The 19,924-nt window shown below is 40.0% G+C and carries 9 protein-coding genes and 1 pseudogene; 3 read left to right on the top strand and 7 right to left on the bottom strand.

From position 1 onward, the window contains the following. The first annotated feature begins 4 nt into the window (after positions 1–4). The gene (loiP, locus tag PSI22_RS17870; protein WP_273580914.1) at positions 5–757 is read left to right on the top strand and encodes a metalloprotease LoiP; all 753 of its coding nucleotides are present in this window, start codon (positions 5–7) and stop codon (positions 755–757) included. A 198-nt stretch (positions 758–955) separates the two neighbouring features. Here loiP and PSI22_RS17865 read toward each other — a convergent pair whose 3' ends face one another. Next, positions 956–1,414 (bottom strand): GNAT family N-acetyltransferase, encoded by a 459-nt coding sequence (locus tag PSI22_RS17865; protein WP_273580913.1) that lies wholly within the window; start codon positions 1,412–1,414, stop codon positions 956–958. A 142-nt stretch (positions 1,415–1,556) separates the two neighbouring features. On the opposite strand from PSI22_RS17865, the gene pdxR reads away from it, so the two are divergent. Further along, a complete protein-coding gene (pdxR, locus tag PSI22_RS17860) occupies positions 1,557–3,029 on the top strand; it encodes a MocR-like pyridoxine biosynthesis transcription factor PdxR (RefSeq protein ID WP_273580912.1) in 1,473 nt (490 codons plus the stop codon). A gap of 242 nt (positions 3,030–3,271) precedes the next feature. On the opposite strand, the gene PSI22_RS17855 is transcribed toward pdxR, so the two are convergent. The 6 genes from PSI22_RS17855 to PSI22_RS17830 form a co-directional block, all read right to left on the bottom strand. Continuing rightward, the gene (locus PSI22_RS17855; RefSeq protein WP_273580911.1) at positions 3,272–3,895 is read right to left on the bottom strand and encodes a hypothetical protein; all 624 of its coding nucleotides are present in this window, start codon (positions 3,893–3,895) and stop codon (positions 3,272–3,274) included. A gap of 121 nt (positions 3,896–4,016) precedes the next feature. Beyond that, positions 4,017–4,142: a hypothetical protein gene (locus tag PSI22_RS17850; RefSeq protein WP_273580910.1), complete on the bottom strand. Its 126-nt coding sequence runs from the start codon at positions 4,140–4,142 to the stop codon at positions 4,017–4,019. Next, positions 4,139–8,212: a non-ribosomal peptide synthetase gene (locus PSI22_RS17845; RefSeq protein WP_273580909.1), complete on the bottom strand. Its 4,074-nt coding sequence runs from the start codon at positions 8,210–8,212 to the stop codon at positions 4,139–4,141. The genes PSI22_RS17850 and PSI22_RS17845 overlap by 4 nt, the downstream gene beginning before the upstream one ends. Positions 8,213–8,296: 84 nt before the next feature. Then, positions 8,297–13,789 (bottom strand): type I polyketide synthase, encoded by a 5,493-nt coding sequence (locus PSI22_RS17840; protein WP_273580908.1) that lies wholly within the window; start codon positions 13,787–13,789, stop codon positions 8,297–8,299. 37 nt (positions 13,790–13,826) lie between these two features. Beyond that, positions 13,827–15,614 carry a non-ribosomal peptide synthetase gene (locus PSI22_RS17835; RefSeq protein WP_273580907.1) on the bottom strand — a complete coding sequence of 596 codons (1,788 nt, stop codon included), beginning with the start codon at positions 15,612–15,614 and terminating at the stop codon, positions 13,827–13,829. A 59-nt stretch (positions 15,615–15,673) separates the two neighbouring features. Next, complete coding sequence (locus tag PSI22_RS17830; RefSeq protein ID WP_273580906.1) at positions 15,674–18,754, bottom strand: non-ribosomal peptide synthetase; 3,081 nt, start codon at positions 18,752–18,754, stop codon at positions 15,674–15,676. A gap of 338 nt (positions 18,755–19,092) precedes the next feature. Here PSI22_RS17830 and PSI22_RS17825 point away from each other — a divergent pair. Continuing rightward, positions 19,093–19,355, top strand: a pseudogene (locus PSI22_RS17825) (IS66 family transposase); the annotation flags it as partial. Positions 19,356–19,924 lie beyond the last annotated feature (569 nt).

Below are 19,924 nucleotides of genomic sequence, written 5' to 3'. Positions count from 1 at the left end.
CATTATGAAAATTAAAACTCTTGTTGCAGTAGCAGTTTCTGCTGTAATTCTGACAGGTTGTACGAATATTAATCATGGAATGCTGGCTAGCTCCGGAATGCAATTATTCCAGGCGGCGACGCTAAGTGATTCTGATGTCAAACAGTTATCTGACCAAGCATGTAAGGACATGGATGCACAGAATAAAACTGCACCGGCATCCAGCCAATACACTAAACGTCTGAACAAAATCGCCAAAGCATTAGGTAGCGAAGTTAACGGTACGCCGGTTAACTATAAAGTTTATCTGACTGATGACGTGAACGCATGGGCAATGGCTAACGGTTGTGTGCGTGTATACAGCGGCCTAATGAACATGATGAACGATAATGAAGTCGAAGGCGTTCTGGGCCATGAAATGGGTCACGTTGCACTGGGCCACTCCCGTAAAGCAATGCAGATTGCTTATGCTACAGTTGCTGCACGTACCGCAGCTACATCAGCCGGTGGTGTAGCAGCACAGCTGAGCGATTCTCAATTTGCAGCACTGGGTGAAAAACTGATCAACTCGCAGTTCTCACAGCATCAGGAAAGTCAGGCTGATGACTTCTCTTATGATCTGCTGAAAAAACGCAGTATCAACACTGGAGGTTTAGCAACCAGCTTCGAGAAACTGGCTAAACTGGGCAGTGGTAAAGCCAGCATGTTTGATTCACACCCGCCTTCACAGGAGCGTGCTCAACACGTTCGTGATCGTATCGCAGCAGACAAGAAATAATAAGTTCTGTACAGATTGTAGCGGTGTCAGTGGCACCGCTTTTAAACAAATAAACCCCGGGACGAATCGTTCCACACGGTTTAAAGTGAAAGACAGTTGCTCATTACACGCCCTATAGGAATATTTGGGATCCGCTCGGAAAATGGAGCCCCTAATCCTACAAACCGACAAAAGTTCGATTTATTCAACAAAGCACAATTATAATGGCATGCGGTATTCAATCACGCCCGATTTTTCAGCAACCCAATTGTAAAGACGCTGACCACGTAGATTGGTTTCTTGAGTATGCCAGTATAACCGCCCACAATTTTGTTTTTGTGCTTCACGCTGGACAAATTCAATCAGATTTCTACCAACATGACGCCCTCTGACCTCCGGTGAAACAAAGAGATCTTCAAGGTAACAAAAATCAGTTTCAGCCCACGTCGAACGGTGATAAAGGTAATGGACAAAACCAAGGATTTTATCGCCTTCTAATGCTACCGCACAGTACATAGGTTCTTCTGCATCAAAAAAGCGAGCCCATGTTTTTGCAGTGATATCTTTCGTTAAATCAACCTCATAAAACTCCTGATACGCACGCCAATAAACCAGCCATTGTGGATAGTGTTCTGGGGAAATAAATTTAACGGTAACAGGTAATAGATTATTGCTCATGATAAAGATCCTTAAATTAAAAACCCATCTCATTTGATTTTTATGGGAAAAATCATCGTGACGAAATGATGGCGCAATATTACAACTCCATTTGGCACTTAATAAGATACACTTTTATTATTTTTTCAGGATCCACTTTGCGATGGCGCGTAAACTACAAGCACAATTTCCGCATTTGCTCTTAGACGCTGGTTACATCAAAGATCAGGTTTACCACACCATAAGAAATGCCATCCTTGACGGCAGGCTCACCGAGAATACCAAAATTCCATCTACAAGAGCGCTGGCTGAAATGATGTCAATTTCACGCAACTCCGTAATTGCCGGTTTTGACCGCCTGACCGATGAAGGATATCTGATAGCGCGTAAAGGTTCAGGAACCTATGTATCGACCACAATTCCTGATGAATTGGTCATTGCGAACCGCTCTCATAAGTGCCAAGAAAAAAAGGTGACTTCAGCATTAAATCTCAGCGCTACGACGAATATGCTGATGCCGTTCTGGGAAAAAGCACAACTGGCGACCGACCAATACCCCATATTTAATATCGGCGTAGGTTGTGTGGATCAGTTTCCCCATGAGTTATGGGGGCAGTTAACCGGCAGGGTATGGCGCCACTCTAAAAAAACGATTGAACAATTTAGTCGGCCTGATGGTTACCCATTACTTAAAAAAGTGTTAGCCGATTACGTTCACTCTACCCGTGGCGTAAATTGTCGAGAAGAGCAAATTATTATTGTTAACGGTACTCAGCAGGCGATAAATTTAACTGCACGGGTATTATTACACCAAGATGATAAAGTCTGGTTAGATGACCCCGGCTATGACAGTGCCAGAGCAATATTCACCGCGATGGGGGCACAAATTGCCCCTATTCCTTCCGATGAACAGGGGATGAATGTTTCTTATGGTGCCGCGAATCATCCTGATGCAAGATTGGTTTATACCTCCCCTTCCCATCAATTTCCGTTAGGAACGACATTAACGCTATCACGGCGTCTAGCGCTTCTTGACTGGGCCAATCAACACAATGCATGGATTTTTGAGGACGACTATAATAGTGAGTTCCGCTATTTTTCTAAACCCATTCAGGCATTACAAGGACTGGATACAACACAACGGGTCATTTACGCAGGCACATTCTCAAAAATGATGTACCCCGGTTTGCGCATCGGATTTTTAGTGGTTCCTGAGCCATTAATTAATGCGTTTACCATGATGAAATATTACAGTGATACCCACTCAGGTTATCTGGAACAGGCGGTATTAGCACATTTCATCCAAGAAGGCCATTACGCCCGCCACGTACGTCGCGTCAGAAAAATATGCTATGAAAGACAAACCGCGCTATTTGATGCCATAAACAGATACCTTCCCCATGTTTTCGATATGAATATAACTGACTCAGGCATACATATGGTATGTCGGTTAAAAGACGGTTTTAATGAAGAAGAGATTATTACACATTGCAGGCAATTAAATTTAGGGGCGCAACCATTATCACGCTACTGCATTCATTCTTTTTCTGATAAAGCTATTCTTTTTGGCTATGCCGCCCATACCCCAACTGAAATTAACGAAAATATAAAACGACTGGCGAATTTTGTCGGTTGAGATTTCTGGCGCAATTGAACGAAAAACGCCGCTAAGGAGAATGTCAGCCGGAACTGCCGACATTTCCGTAACAAAGTGCCCGGATTTATTAAAGTATAACAAGGGTGACTGATCCTCTAAATACAGTCAGTCATTAATCATTTATGTATGAGTAAAAATTCACAAAAAAATTCTATCAACGTGTATCCACCGTTACCGTAGCATAAATTCACGCTCATCCAGTTGTACCAAAAAAATATTGTTTACGCTTTATTATGTGCATTGGATTTCCAACGATATTTTGGCCAACGGAAACTAAACATTACCATCAGCAATGTTAATGGCCAGCCACCAATAAAAATAATTGTATCAATAGGCACACTATTTTGACGTGAAAGCATATAGATTCCGAAAGCTTTCAATAAAAAAACCAACATCCAGACTATGGAAACTTCATGCCAAACTCTGGTATACAACGCTGTACCATAAGCAGGAATATTCTTCAGTCTCGGCATAGCTTGTTCAGCCATTGTTTGTATAACGGGTTGCCCCATGAAGGAATAAAAGCTGAATACCACCACGACAGAAAGAGCACCACTGATAGATAAAAAGACATTTTCTTTACTAATGTTAAACAAAGTATATCCATGAAGGTAAAGGTAGTGACTCACCCCTGAGACTATAATTAGGGCGATAATAGCTAAAGATCCTCTCCGTCTGCTAAACAACTGCACGCCCCCCGAATAAAGCGCAACCATCAACACAGCAATACCTGCACCCATTATCCAAAATATGATGTTGTAAAGTACAATGGGGATAATAATAGTCATTAGCGCATCACGTGATAATAAGTAATGCCAAATAGTCATTGGTTTTTGTTGATTCATTATGATTTCTTCCTGGTTAAATATAAGTAAAAATCATGATTGGAAAATAATACCAAAAAATTGTCATCAGCATTATTCCTCCCATGATTAAAAACAGATCGTTAAAAGCCATAATTTCAGCTTACCTCGCTATCCGCTGACCCAAAATAGCCATAAAACCACCCATTAACCCACCAGCAATAGCACACCATTGACGGCGAGTCAGTTGAGATCGTTCTGACCCCATTGTTATAACGTCACTCCTCATGGAAGAACTTCCCGAAGCTGGTTAGCAATATGAGTGATATAGGGCTCTTGCATCATGGAAACATGATTGCCCATCGCATTGATGATTTTTAAACGATCATAAGACAATGGTTGCCAGCCTAACCCTGACTCATCCAGTTTTATGCGTCCGGGTAGCGTTTCTTCTGCTTCTACTACCAAAATTTTTCCAGGGTAGATTTTCCCTTGGTATTGATCTGTAGCATGAATATGTGCACGCAGAATGACTAAGAAATACTGGAATTCCCTGTTGCTGATATTATCTGGCACTAAATGAACCCGTTTGAATTCTGCCAGGAATAGTTCTGATCTTTGTACCTCTGACATTTCCGCTAACACTGAACAGGAAATATTAAGTGACGTACCGAGAAACAGCTCCACCTTACGTACAAAACGCACCAATCTCTCGTCTTTATTCATTTGAACTGAATTATCAATGTTTACTTGAGGTGCGGGTTGATCCAGTACCAGCACCGTAGGCGCTACCCCTGTTTTCTGAACTAACTGCTGAGCCATTTCAAAAGCGATCGTGGCTCCAAGTGACCATCCCCCTAATACCAATCTTGTTCGCTGGATAAGACTTCCAGATTGAGTCAGATAAAATTCGGCCAGTGATTTGATATCATGGTTATAAGGGGCATCCTGACTAAAGTTTGCTACCTGTAGACCATAGGCCGGATAATCAGCCCCCATTTCCCGCACTAATGGGTGATAACACAAAATATTACCCCCTGCCGGGTGGATCATCAGCAAGGTTGGTTTATTGTCTGGAAGACCATAATTAAACATCACTAATGGCGAAGCCATCGAGGGAGCCGTCTGTTCTAATAAAGCTGCCAGTTGGCTAATATTGCTGTTTTCAAATAGTTGCCCTAGTGATAAAGAAGAACCAAATTGGTGATTTACTTCAATAATCAGTTGTAATGCATTAATAGAATTCCCCCCAAGGCTGAAAAAACTTTTCTGGGTATCAACCTTGTTACATTCGAGCACCGCACAATAAATATCATGTAGTCGATGTTCTGTTTCACTTTTTGGCTCTTGTGTACACTGGCGAGTATCGGGTCTCAGAAGGGGTAATGCGGTATAATTGATTTTTCCGCCAGAAGTAAGCGGCAGAGATTCCAACCAGATCCACTGTTCTGGTTGCATATAATGGGGTAGTTTTTTTTGTAACTCAGATTGCACTGTAGCTTGATATCTTTCCCCTACTCCGCACAGATAAGCCACCAGCGATGTTGCTCCTGTAGGCGACTGACATTGGATTACGGCGGCATTAGTCACCTCAGGAAACTGCCGTAACACATCTTCAATGACGGTTAATTCAACACGATACCCACGAACTTTGACTTGGCGGTCGATACGTCCCAAAAATTCAATGTTTCCGTCTGGCAACAAACGTCCTTTGTCACCGCTACGATAGAGGCGCTCACCAGCAAGATAAGGATGTGGGATAAAGCAATCGCGATTTTTTTCTGTACCATCAATGTATCCGGCCGCCAAATGCGCACCGCCAATATAAATTTCACCGGGTAATTTAGCAGGTACAAGTTTTTGACTGGTATCTAACACAAGGACATGGCTATCCTTCAATGGCACGCCGATAGGAAGATAGTCACTGTGTAATCTATCAAGTTCAGCGGGTACGTTATATGTCGTCACTCCAACTGTGCATTCAGTCGGACCATAATGATTGACGATACGGCAATTCGCATTGAATTCACGAATATGTTGAATCAACGACACGGGCACTTTTTCCCCGCCCAATACCAGCAAATTTTTCGGTATCAGTTTACTTGCTTCAGGTGTTCCCAATAATGCGGCCAGATGTGTTGGTGTCACCTTCATACAGTCCAATGGCGATGTCGCCAAATAATCAAACAGTTCCTGTGGATTACTGAGATGTTGTGAATGAATGACTTCTAATTGCCCTTGGTTAATCAGGGCAGGAAACAACATCGTATGTGCTAAATCGGTAGTAAAGGATGAAAACATGCCATACCGGGCTCCTGGCTGTTGATCAAGAACAGGAGTGATTGCCTGACAGTAGTGACTTAAATGGGAATGGTTAACTTGGACACCTTTAGGTTTGCCGCTACTACCAGAGGTATAAATGATATAGGCCGGGCGATCATCCATTGATTGCTCTAGCCGCGGATTACTTTCTGGCATGCCATTAAATTTTTGATTAACGTTGATACACGATATATTTGTAATTAATTCTTCACTTTCAACCAAAATATAGCGTACAGAGGCATTAGTCAGGATAAAATCGACCTGCTGCTGTGGAAGATTAATATCAACAGGCACATAACATCCTCCCGCTTTCAACACCGCCAACAAAGCCATGACACAATCTTCACTTTTTGCCATTAATAACGCTACGCGTTCTCCACAAGATAAACCCTTTGCCAATAAATAATGTGCCAAACGGTTCGCTTGCTGATTGAGTTGTTTATAGCTGAGTGTACGGCCGGCACAACGCACCGCTATTGCATTGGGAATTAAGCATGCTTGCTGCTCAAACTGTTGGTGTACCGCGGCGGGTGAAATATCAGGTGTAGGGTGACAACCAGCCAATATACTTGTGCGTTCCGTGTGGCTTAATAGCGACAACTCTCGTACTGCCAACTTGGGGTGCCCTATAAAAGCGTCAAGGATAGTGCGTAAATCTGCCAGCATACGTTGGATAGTGTCACCGTTGAACAGCGCCGTACTATAGTTCATGGTAAACAACAAACCGTCGCGTTCTTTTTCTACCCATAGGTTTAAATCTAGCTTTGCCACGCCGTAATCAATTTTCAGTGGTTGGTATTTAAATAAAGAGGTTGCTTGGTAATGCGGGAATATCTGATAGGTTAGGATTGCCTGAAATATCGGATTAACTTGAGGATTACGTACGTAAGCAATTTTATCCAAAATGTGGTTGAACGGAATATCCTGATAAACCATCGACTGCTCACACTCTTTAGCGGTGATTTGAACTAAAGTAGATAATGTGATTTCTGGATCTATTCTGAAACACAATGGTAAGGTATTCATGAACAACCCCATTATGTTTTGTGTGACAGATTGATTACGATTAGCGAAAGGAATACCAATAATGATTTCCTGTTGCCCGCTATATTTGTGCAGCAAAATCTCATAAGCGGCCAGAATAACGTGGAACTGAGTGGCGTTATTCTGTACTGCACAAGTTTGCAAACGTTGGCAAAAGTCACCATCAAAAAACAGACTCATTATCCTCCCCGCCGTATTCATTTTGGAGGGACGAGGTCGATCAGTTGCAATATTCAGTATGCCTTGCACATTACCCAGCTTTTTAGCCCAGTATTCCAGCCCTTGTTGATATTTTCCTTCAGCATGCCATTGATCTTCAGCCAGAGCATAATCTGAGAACTGTAGATTTTCTTCTACCTTCAGTGTTATTTCTCCGCTAAGCAGACTTAAATACGTTTCTATAAACTCTTTTAAAAACAGACCCACTGTCCAACCATCAGCAATAATATGGTGGAAGCTCAGTAAAAATACGTATTCATGACTATTAGTTTTAACAATATACAAATAGGCTAAAGGGCCACCGGCTAAATCAAAGCACCTATTTCCTTCTGCTTTAGCCATTGCTTCTACTTGTCGTTTTTTATCTCTTTCCGGCAAATAGGTGATGTCATCATAACGAAAATCAAATACAGCATCATCAGAGACATATTGACATAGTTCCTTTCCTGTCAGATGGAAAGTTGTACGCAAAATATCATGCTTTTGAGCTAAATACGTGAGTGCCTGCTTAACTAACCGCAGATCTATCTCATATTTAAGTTGACATGTAATGGCTAACGGAAGGCTATAAACTTTTTTATCATCAAGATATTGGTTAAGCATCCAAATATTTTTTTGGGCACTGGTCACAGGAAAATACTTTCTGTCCGGATCCGTATTTTTCTTAATGGTTTCCTTTGGAATTGAATTATCTTTTATCTTTTTCTGTCTGACCAATCTTTTTAATTCATCTAATTTCAATGACTTTAGTTCGGTGTGCTTGATATTAGCCATACTCCTATCCGCCCCTGTCTGATTAAATGTCTGTACCAGATTGACTTTTCCATTAGATATACACTGGTGGTAGCCTGAACCGATTTATTTATCCCGTAATAACTCTTCCAATTCAGAAATTATCAGTTCTGATAAACCTCTTACAGTTTGATCTTGATAGAAAAGATCAACACGAATATCGATTTCGAAGGCATTAGACACTGCCGATATAATTTGTACCGCTAACAGAGAATTACCGCCAAGCTCAGTGAAATTATCATCGACACCGATTCCATAAATACCGAGAGTCAATTGCCAAATCTTAACAATTTCTCTTTCAATATCATTTTCCGGCTCCACACACTCCACTGATAACGCAGGCCTAGTATGTATATTCCTTTCTGTCTCACTTAGCGTTTCAACAATATTATCGTTATGCTCTGGGACTGACTCATCAATCAGCTGATGAAGATCACTGGTTACCACAACCAACTGACCAAATTCCAGATGTAAAAACTGGCGTTTTAACGCATCAAGCCCTTCATAAAACAGGATATCTTTATCTGCCAGATTAACTTTTACGGGTAAAGTATCTTCCTTATTGGTCAACACATAACCAGACTCTACCGACAAATTATCTGGAGATAGTTTGATAAGCGTATACTTTTCCAGCTTCAACAACGGACTACCCTCTGTTGAGAAGAAAATAATATCCATGACAATAGAGGGATCTTGAGGTTGATAAGCCCCTTTCAATTTAACATGCGCATAGCAATCCGGACTTAATGGGGAGTAGTAGGTTACGTTGCCGTAACTGATAGGCAGAAACTCATCTTTGGTGACGTTGATTATGCCGCGAATCGATGCAGCATCGATGATAGCCGGGTGATATTGATAACGTGTAAAATCACCCGAATATGCAGGATCGAGAACTATGTGTATTAACCATTCATTATTATCTCCCTGAAACATTTCCTGATGGTTATTCCAACGATGACTTAAACAAAGGAGTCCAACCGTATCTAAATAGGCTTTTAATGGATAGAATGGAATTTTGGTTGTACAGCGAGTGCGTATGGTATCCAATGACTCTGCTGCCTGATCAGAAATAGGGTCACTTAAACCGATCACGCCCAATGCATGTTCTTGCCACTGTTTATCTAATATACCCCGGCTTTTCAGGCTGAATTTATAGCTATTATTTTCAAATATGACAAAGAGGTTTACTAATCGTGGCCAACCATTGTGGTAAATAAGTGGCTGTGTCAGAAACAGGCTTTTTACCTGCAAACTTTCGCCCGATTTGCAGTGGGTTATCCAATCGTGCAGTAAGGACAGGACAGTTGTTCCCACCAATGTAGGCTGCTGTACTAATCGGTGTTCGTTAATCACCCAATCTTCTACGGTAAGGTTAACCCTGTAGATTTCTTGCAACCCTTCACGTTTCACTAATGCCAATAGCTCGCTGTTGACTGCTTCTTGTATTGTATCTTTACGGTCTTTTTTCTGATTGCTCCAATTCACTGCCATTCCCACATCTCCCCATCTCCCCCAATTAATGGAAACGGTACGACCTTTATGATACTGGTTACGGTAGTGAGCAAAGGCATCCATAAATGCATTTCCAGAACAATAATCGATACGGCCAGCATCACCAGCAATGGAAGTAATAGAGGAAAACATAATAAAGAAATCAGGCTGTTTATCTTTCAGAAGCTCATGCAAGATTAAACTGCCAGACACCTTAGGGTTCAACACGCGGGCACAATCTGCCTTATCTTTCAGTGGGATAATTCCGCCACCGGCAATACCCGCTGTATGAAATACACCATCAATTTGTGAAAATTGTGACAACAGATCACGCATACCGCTGTAATCACAAATATCAACCTGAGCAAGGTGCACTTGATTACCGTTATCTTCCAAATATAAGATCGCAGCAATCTTCTTACTGGTTGGATCGTCAATCGGGTGCGATTGCAGCCAGGATTGCCATTCATTTCTGGCTGGTAAGCCCGTTAAATAAGTCAGGATCAATGTCGCGTTGCTAATTTCAGACAAATAACCCGCCACTAATGCCCCCAATCCCCCTAAACCTCCTGTAATAAGATACACGCCATCATCTTTCAGTGTGATTATCTGATCGGCATTATGTTGCGTTAAGTGGATTGCCTGATAATCCTCTTCCCAGCGATGACAACCTCGGTAAGCCACAAGACTACCATGAGTTAAGATATGACTTTCTGCAATCAGGTATTGGGCAATATTCTCTAGCGATATATGACTGAATACATCTATATCTATCAGATGACACTGTACTTCAGAATATTCATGATAAAGCACTCTGGCAGGCCCAATAAGCAAGGCTTTTTCCGGTGAATAGAGCTTTTCATCAGCAATACTGAAAATATTGTTTGTTACAAACAGTAAATGTAAATTTTCCAACAAATTTTCACTGATTAATGCTTGCTGTAGGTAAAGCGGGCTGTAAAAGGTATTTATATATAATGAATCACAATAATCCAGAAACTGGGGTTCTACTATCTCTGGTGATAGGTTCCATAGATTAACAATACGGGTTGGCCGTAAACCTTGCGCCTTAATGCTTTGTAAAAGAAGAATATAATCCCCTTGAGTTTCTGGTGAAATAACATAGCTTCCTGAGTCGTGGTTTTCTTGGTATTGATGCCCCTGACAAACAGTCAGCACCTTATGCCCAGAATTTGTTAATTGCCGTTGAATACGTTCAGCAACCCCCATTTCGTCGACAAACAGTAACCAGCATTCCGTCTCAGGATTAATAAATTGACTTTCCATAAATTTGGCAGGAATAGTTTGCTTCCACCTTGGGATATAGAACCAATCACCAATATCGGCTTTCTTACGTTTACGGGCATTAACTGACTGGGTATCGTATGCGCCAGCGCCATTCTGGTTATGGTTAATGTCAGGTAATTTGAACTCCTTGCGTTCAAAAGGATAACCCGGCAGAGGCAGACGTAAACGGCGTTTTCCGGTGTAAAAACCCTCCCAAGCAACGGCAATACCACAAGCCCATAAATTACCTAATGCCATGAGCAAGGACTCCCCAGTCATCGCAATATCTTTTGCAATGGGTAGCGAAGCATAAATGAAAACGCCACTCTGTGATTTGATATGTTGCCTGGCCGCTGATTCCAGAGAACGACCAGGGCCGACTTCAAGAAAAATAAAATCCTGATCGTCTTTAGTTATCAGTGTATTGAACGCATGGGAGAACAATACAGGATTACGTACATGTCTGACCCAGTAGTTACTGTCTTTAGCTAATGAATCCGTCATCCATTCGCCAGTTACCGTCGAAATAAATGGAATGCGTGGTGAATGTAAATCAATATTATCAATGATTTCTTTGAACGCAGGGAGTATGGGTTCCATCATATAAGAATGGAAGCCATGTGAAGTGTCCAATGGTTTGCAAAAGATATTGTTATCTGCCAACTGCTTTTGGAAACGTATGGCTTCGTCTGTCTCTCCTGCCACGACACACAGGCCAGGATAATTGACGGCGGCAATTTCCAATTTGTAGCCTTGGATTTGGGCACTCAGAGCCTTCTCATCCATCAGTACTGCCAACATGCTGCCTGTCGGTAACCCTTGTACAAGTTTCCCCCTTAATGCGACTGCCTTTAAGGCATCTTCCAGTGAGAACACGCCAGAAATACAGGCAGCAACATATTCTCCGACACTGTGACCAATCATTACATCTGGTTTTATGCCCCAAGAGAGCCATAATTGCGCCAGACTATATTCCACAACGAACAATGCAGGTTGAGTAAATTGAGTTTCATTGATACGTTCTTTTTCAGAACTGTTTTCTTCTTGGAAAATAATGGATTGTAGATTAAGCCCAAGAATTGGCTCCAGATATTGACAACAATAATCCATGATTTCCCTAAACACACTGTAGGTAATATAAAGATCATGGGCCATATTGATATATTGATTACCTTGTCCCGGGAACATAAATACCACGGACTTAGACGATTTTTCTGGTAAGTGAATTATCGGGGAGGGTTGTTCAAGTTTCTCCAATAATTTATCACGATTATTTCCTATCAGTACTGTGCTGTGAGAAAAGTGTTTACGGCCAATTTGTAAGGTATAAGCGACATCAGATAAATTAATCTCTTCGTGATTTTTCAGATAATCACACATACGCTGCTTCATCATTTCCAGTGCAGCGGTACTTTTGGCAGAGAAAGGCAGCATTATCAGGCCTTCATACGGATCACTAGGAATTGTGTCAGGTGCGCTTTCAAGAATCACGCAGGCATTCGTTCCCCCCACACCGAATGAATTCACTAAAGCACGATGAGGTATATCAGATGCTTCCAGTATATGCAGCTTAGTATTCATCACAAACGGGCTAGTCTTGAAGTCAATGTGGGGATTCGGTGACATATAATGTAATGAAGCGGGTAGCTTCCCATTTTCCAGAGCAAGAGAAGCCTTAATCAAACTGGCTATGCCAGAAGCGGCATCAGTGTGGCCAATATTGGTCTTAACTGACCCCATACGACAAAACTGAGTTTTATCTGTGAATTCCCGAAAAGTTTGGCTCAATGAAGTAAATTCTATTGGGTCTCCCAATGTCGTTGCCGTGCCATGAGCTTCCACAAAACTGATGGTTACCGGTTCTATCTGCGCGTTAATAATCGCTTGTTTAGCCACTGCGATCTGCCCTTGGATACTGGGTGCGGTATAGCCGACTTTCGTATTTCCGTCGTTATTAATTGCGCCGCCTTTCAGCACTGCATAAATATGATCACCATCATTTACTGCATCTTTTAGTCGTTTCAACACAACGACCCCGGCACCTCGGCTAAATACAGTGCCATTCGCCCGAGAGTCAAATGCATAACAGCGGCCATCAGCCGATTCCATACCGCCCTGCATATAGGGGTAACCTCTGCGCTCGGGTATATCGATAGAAACGCCCCCTGCAATCACCAGATCACTTTCTCTATTCAATAAACTATTGATGCCCATCACCACAGCGACCATCGATGTCGAACAAGCCGTCTGGACGTTAATACTCGGCCCTTGCAGGTTAAGTTTGTACGAAACCCGCGTTGTGACGTAGTCTTTGTCGTTATTAGTGACGATTGAAGCGCCGCTGGTATATTTCAGCACATCAGGGTGTTTATGCACTGTATTCAGATGCCATGCAGTACCCGTACCACCAAACACGCCGACTTTGCCAGCATAAGTATCAGGAACATAACCTGCATCTTCAAACGCATGCCAACAACATTCTAGAAAGACCCGATGTTGCGGATCCATAATTTCGGCATCTCGGGGGGTGATATCAAAAAAATTAGCGTCAAAGTGCAGAGCATTGCCTAAAATACCACGGCGACGTATATAATTTGCTGAGGCTAACACTTCCTCTTCTACGCCAGATGCCCGCAGCTCTTCTTCACTGAATGTACTAATGCTCTCAATATTGTCTAATAAATTTTGCCAAAATAGAGTGACATCTTCAGCACCCGGAAAACGAGCTGACATGCCCACAATGGCAATATCTTTCTCGCGCAATTTTGTTTGATCTTTCATTTTGTTATCTCACTATACGTAATCAAGTTACAATGAATTATTCCTTCTCTCTCAAAATACCCGCACGCTTTTCACAAATATACCTACTCAGCATTTGTACTGATGGATACTGAAATAAATCCATTATTGAAATAGGGACAGAGAATTTTTTCTTAATTTGCCTATATACCTTTGACATGAGTAAAGAGTTCCCCCCAATATCAAAAAAATTATCCTGCTTCGAAAAATTCCGGTTGTTCAGTACAGGTTTCCAGATTGAAATTATTATTTCCTCAATGCCTGTATTTAAGTTCTCATCAACAAAATACTTATTATTTTCATTCACATATAAACTAAAATTTGATTTATCTATTTTTCCATTCGGGTGAACCGGAATTTTATCTAATTCAATAAAACAAGAAGGTAACATAAAGTAAGGTAAAAATTTTAATAGATATTTTTTTATATCCTGAACGTTAACGGATTGTTGATGATGTAATACATAATATGCAGATAATGATGAACTTTTATTTGCTGGGGGATCGCCAATCACTACGGCAGCATGAGTGATATAGGGGTGGGACAAAAGGTGCCTTTCTATTTCTTCCAGTTCAATACGATATCCTCGCATTTTTATCTGATCATCGATTCTGCCTATAAATTCCAATATATTATCAGGGCGTTGTTTTACTAAATCCCCCGTACGATACATTTTTTGGTTGCTACAACAGGAAAAAGAGTCGCTAACAAAACATTTTTGGGTCAGTGACTCCTCGTAGAGATACCCTTTAGCCAAGATATCTCCGGCTAAATAAAGTTCGCCGCACTCACCCACTGCAACGGGTTGAAAATATTCATTCAGAACATAGGTACGAGCATGTGGAATGGCTTTACCAATCGGTACTGTTTTTTCTTTCTCTCCCGCCCGGCAATACCAGTGACAAGCAAAAATTGTTGCTTCAGTTGGCCCATATAGATTGTGAATCTGCCCCTTAAATTGCTCAGTTAACTCATTAACTAAGGATTGATCAAGCACTTCTCCACCGGCAAATAGATGTTTTAGCGATGGGCAGCCTGACAATACATTAGCGCCGGCAATTGTTCTTAATGCCGTAGGAACAAATTGAGCGACTGTTACATGGTGTCGGGTAATGAATTTTGCCATTAGAAATGGATCGAATTTAATCTCTTCTGTAATTAATGCGCAGCTTGCACCGGCAATTAATGGCCAGAAAATTTCCCAAACGGAAACATCAAAACTAAAAGTAGATTGGTTAAGCACTACGTCTTCATACTTTAAGATAAACTCGCTTTGCATCCATTCCAAATAATTAACAACAGTCCGGTGACTCACCATCACACCTTTAGGGACTCCTGTTGATCCAGATGTGTACATGACATAACACAGATGGTCATCATTCACCTTGGGGAGTGTCAGTTGATTATTAAGCGTTAAATTGAGTGTTTTAATATTAATAAAATCACAGTCGCATTGAAGCAACGTTAATATTTGTTCATTATCAGTAATAATAAATGCTGTTTTAGAATGACTAATCATATATGTCAGGCGTTCATGAGGATAATAGGGGTCTAATGGTAAGTAACATCCTCCTGCTTTCAATATTCCTAACAAACTGATTACCAAATCAATTCCTTTATTAATATAAACACCAACAATATCACCGGATTTTACACCATGTTTAATTAAATAATCAGCTAATGCATTAGAACGTTGTTCTAATTGTTGATACGTTATTATATTTTCATCACACCTAAGCGCAATTAAATCGGGTGTCTTATTTGTTTGCAGTAAGACCTTAGAGTGAATAATTTTTTCAGATGCCATGTGCTTTTCCTATAGATACATTAACTATTTAACACACATTTTCTGAGAGTATTTATCGATTACTCATCAAATATCATTTCCGATAATAAAGAGTGATATTTTTCAGATAACTCTTTTATTTCATCTATGTTAAATACATTCTTAGCGTAGTTGAAACAGAGCGAAAAAGATTTTCCCTCATTGACCGAAAGTGTCAGTTCGAATCTGGCTTGTTTATTCATAATATAGCCGACTTGGTATTCACAACTATCTAAATATATTCTTTCAGTCATTGACGATAGGTAATTAAAACAAACAGGGAAACGTAATTTTTCATTCCATCCTTTAGCGCGTACTTCATTGATTAATTCATTATAAGGAAACATTTGGTTATCTAGGATAGTATTCATTTTCTGTTGACAACGTAACAACATAGTCTTGAAACTATCGTGAGGATTTACAACATCATAATAAGTCACCATGTTAACAAAACAACCTAATAGTGAGATGTCTTCATATAGCATCCGATTAGATACCGGAATACCAATAGCGCTATTTTTATAACGAAGGGTACATTTAAGTAACTTGTTAAATGCGGTCAACATACAAATAAAAAGGGTAGTTTTCTGTTTTTTTGCAAATTGTGTCAGAGCCAAAGTTAATTCTACTGATATGGAAAACCAATGGTTCTCACCTTTTATCTCTTCAGTTGTTCTAAATTCAGATGCATCTGCACCAGCAAGAAGGTAATCTTCCATCGTCTTCACCCAAAATTTCTGCTCTTGCTGATAACGTATGGGTTTTATTTTTTTTTGCCATTGACAATATCGCTGATATTGCATTCCATTTCCTAGTTTATAATGAAAATCCCCGGCTATATAGGCTCGCATATAATGAATAAACTGATTAAAAAACAAATTAATAGAATCATGATCAAAAACGACATGATGCACACTGACTAATAATATATTTTTTTGTTTTTCCAAAGAAAGTAATTTAAAAGAAATAGGTATATTCTGTTCTAAATCTACCTTTGGAAAATCAACAAAATCCAGTAAATGTTTAATGTCCATTTCATCAATTAGATCCAGAGAACGGGTGTAAACCTGTTGCAATATTTGTATCATCTCTACAGAATAATTTTCTTCGATACGAGAAAACTCATCAAGATCAAAACGACTCCGTAGCACTGAGTTACATTCCAAAATACGTTTTAGGCTCCATTCGATTGCTGAGTTGTTTAGCTGTCCATTAATAATGAGATAGAAATTAATATAATAGGATGTGGGGTCTGGGCTGATTTGATCTAACATCAAAAAATAATTTTGTTCATCAGATAATAAGCAACCCCCTTCATCTATTATTTCATCTTCACTAAAATCAGTAATTCTATCATTTAGGTAATCAGGAATAATATAAGACAGTAAATAGGGAGTTGCATTGTTAAAAAATAGAGAATAATTAACATCATGGAGCAATCTACGCCGAATTATCTGTCTCACCTGAATGGCTTGTAAAGAATTCCCCCCTAAATCAAAAAAATTATCATGGATACCTAGCTCCCGAAACCCCAATGCCTCCTGCCAAATATCGATTAGATCTTGTTGCAAATTGTTGACGGCTTTAACACAAGGGTATCCCAACTCTGGTCGAACCGGGCAAGGTAATGGTAATCGATTAATATCCAGCTTGCCGTTGGGTAATTTAGGTAAAGTTTCAATAAAGAGATAGTGAGAGGGAACCATCACATCCGGTAGTCTCTTCCGCAAGAACAGTCTAATTTCGCTGATTGAGATATGCTTTTCTTGACTGACAAGGTATGCGACCAAATACGGCTGGTCTGTTTTTTCACTCAATAAACAGACCAATGCTTTATTAATGTTAGGAAATTGACGTAAAACCTTCTCTATCTCCGCGGGTTCAATTCGTACACCATTAATCTTCATTTGACGATCAATGCGTCCTAAATAGATGATCTCACCTTGAGAATTAACTTTTCCTAAATCTCCCGTACGATATCCTCTGCTGAAAACATTCTCTGTTGTATAATTGAAAAAGCGTTGTTTGGTCAAAGATTCAAGATTAACATATCCCCGTGCAACACCTTCACCGATGATACAGATTTCACCACTCTGCCCAGCAGGAACCGATTGTAAATCGTCATTCACAATAATAATTTCACTACCCCGTAAAGCTTTTCCCAGAGTAACCGGTTTTGCTTTTTCTAATTCGGTGAATGCTCCATTCGCTGTTGTTTCTGTCGGCCCATAGAGATTAAATATTCTTACGCCAGGGAGCTGGTGAAAAGTACGTTCTTTTAAATCATAAGAAACCGGCTCACCAGAAAGAAAGACCACTTTAGGGAAGGTCATTGAATTATCCGTATTAATTATATAATTCAGTAGTTCATCCCAGATGGTGGGAACACAGTAAATCGCCCCATTAGAGTACTGCTGATACCAATTGAATAAAACTTCAGGCTCATACAAGCTATCAGCTGGCAGGATATGCAAGGTGTCCCCACGCAATAATGGTGCATATAACTGTGCTACCGCAGCAGCAAAACTAAGCGAAGACGTTAATGGTAATAGTGCTTGCGTTTGAGACCAAAGATCCTGATTAAACCAATCTAAATAATAGCTCAAGTTACGGTGCTCTATGGCAACACCTTTAGGTATCCCTGTCGATCCAGAGGTATATAAAATATAAGCTAAATCATTGCTAAATACGGTCGGTAAACATCCTGTATTTGTTGGGGCTGAGAAGTCAATATCTTCTAAAGCGAGCACTGAGTGAAACCACGTGTCTAGCCCTGTTTTATTAATAATCGACCGTGTAGAGAGTAACAAAAAAGCAGAAGAATCATCTAAAATTTTTGCCATTCTTTCTACTGGGTAAAAATGGGAAATCGGCACGTATGAAAAACCGGCTTTCAAAATAGCTAACAAAGCCACTGGCAATATCAGGCCAGGTTCAATATAGATTGCTATCTTCCCTTTGTGATGCATTGGATATTTTGATAATAAATAATGTGCTAATAAGCTAGATTGCTGTTCTAATTGGCTATAAATCAGTGTATTACCACAAAAATTGACAGCAATATTTTCAGGATTTTTAGATGCTATCTCTGAAATAACTTCAAATAAAAGTTTCTTTTTCATATTATTTCCTATCACCAATAGCATACAACAGGTAATATTTATCACTTACTCATGTAAGCAATAAAAAATCTATTTACCCTAAACTTACAACAATATGTTTTATTTAGAAAACATTTACCCTCTATACAACCAATTGATTTAAAAGTGAAAAATATATCGTGAAAAATGTATAGTTATATTATAATTACATTATTTAAACATACTATTAACAACATGTTATTTTTATGAAAATTTAAGAAAAAAATATAAATCACACACTAAAAATAACCTATTTTGAACGGTTTTGTTGCATTAAAGGAAGATCAGGTAATATGTTGATTTTACAAAGTGAGTTGCCCGTGTCTTTAATTCGAAAAGCCTTCAAACGGTTACACTACCCTATCGAGATCATTGCTCAGTGTGTTAGCAGGTACCTCGCTTATGCTTTGAGTCTGCGCAATCTCGAAGAGATGATGGCAGGCGCGGCATTGAGATCGACCACTCCACGCTGTATCTCTGGGTTATCCGACTGACTCCATTACTGGATAAGGCATTCCATCGGCGTAAACGTCCTACAGGACAGCGCTGGCACATGGATGAAACCTACATCAAAATCAAAGGATTATTGTCAAGGATGACTTTATACGTTTTACTCCTCCGATAGATTTGAATGATCCATTTGAAGCAAATATTTATTTCTATGGATCAATTTAATATTTACAATGAAATAACAAGGAATATATTACGTGATGCTCGATTCATAAGAATAAGTAGGAAATACCCTGCATTCAAAAAAATATGGAATTTAGATGTAAGTAAATAATTTCAATCTGGTTTTTATTACTTTGATTATCAAGTTCCGAGACGGGGCTTGATAATGCCATATTATAATTGTTTTTGGTTTTAATGTTTTTAAAGTAATCTTTTCTTGTTGCCATTCTTTCAATTTAAAATATAAATAATCTTGCGATTAGTCGTTTTATGATTGAATTTGGTGACCGCCTGGACGGTCACATTTAATCGGAAGTGGCGATTACACAAAATACTAAACAAGGTCTAAGAAATTAATAGTTATCCATCCTTACCCCTTTGTCCATCATGCCCGCCGTTTGAACCCGATTTCCCACCTTTACCACCTTCCCCACCTTTACCAGCGTCGCCACCATTGCCTCCATTTCCAGAGCCACTTCC

This window comes from Xenorhabdus aichiensis, assembly GCF_028598775.1.
Classification (GTDB): domain Bacteria; phylum Pseudomonadota; class Gammaproteobacteria; order Enterobacterales; family Enterobacteriaceae; genus Xenorhabdus; species Xenorhabdus bovienii.
This window is presented reverse-complemented; position numbering and strand designations above follow the sequence as displayed.

Coding starts and splice junctions, on each gene's coding strand:
- pdxR (WP_273580912.1), top strand. CDS start 1,557: ATGGCGCGTAAACTACAAGCACAATTTCCGCATTTGCTCTTAGACGCT.
- PSI22_RS17845 (WP_273580909.1), bottom strand. CDS start 8,212: ATGGCTAATATCAAGCACACCGAACTAAAGTCATTGAAATTAGATGAA.
- PSI22_RS17850 (WP_273580910.1), bottom strand. CDS start 4,142: ATGAGGAGTGACGTTATAACAATGGGGTCAGAACGATCTCAACTGACT.
- PSI22_RS17835 (WP_273580907.1), bottom strand. CDS start 15,614: ATGGCATCTGAAAAAATTATTCACTCTAAGGTCTTACTGCAAACAAAT.
- loiP (WP_273580914.1), top strand. CDS start 5: ATGAAAATTAAAACTCTTGTTGCAGTAGCAGTTTCTGCTGTAATTCTG.
- PSI22_RS17840 (WP_273580908.1), bottom strand. CDS start 13,789: ATGAAAGATCAAACAAAATTGCGCGAGAAAGATATTGCCATTGTGGGC.
- PSI22_RS17865 (WP_273580913.1), bottom strand. CDS start 1,414: ATGAGCAATAATCTATTACCTGTTACCGTTAAATTTATTTCCCCAGAA.
- PSI22_RS17855 (WP_273580911.1), bottom strand. CDS start 3,895: ATGAATCAACAAAAACCAATGACTATTTGGCATTACTTATTATCACGT.
- PSI22_RS17830 (WP_273580906.1), bottom strand. CDS start 18,754: ATGAAAAAGAAACTTTTATTTGAAGTTATTTCAGAGATAGCATCTAAA.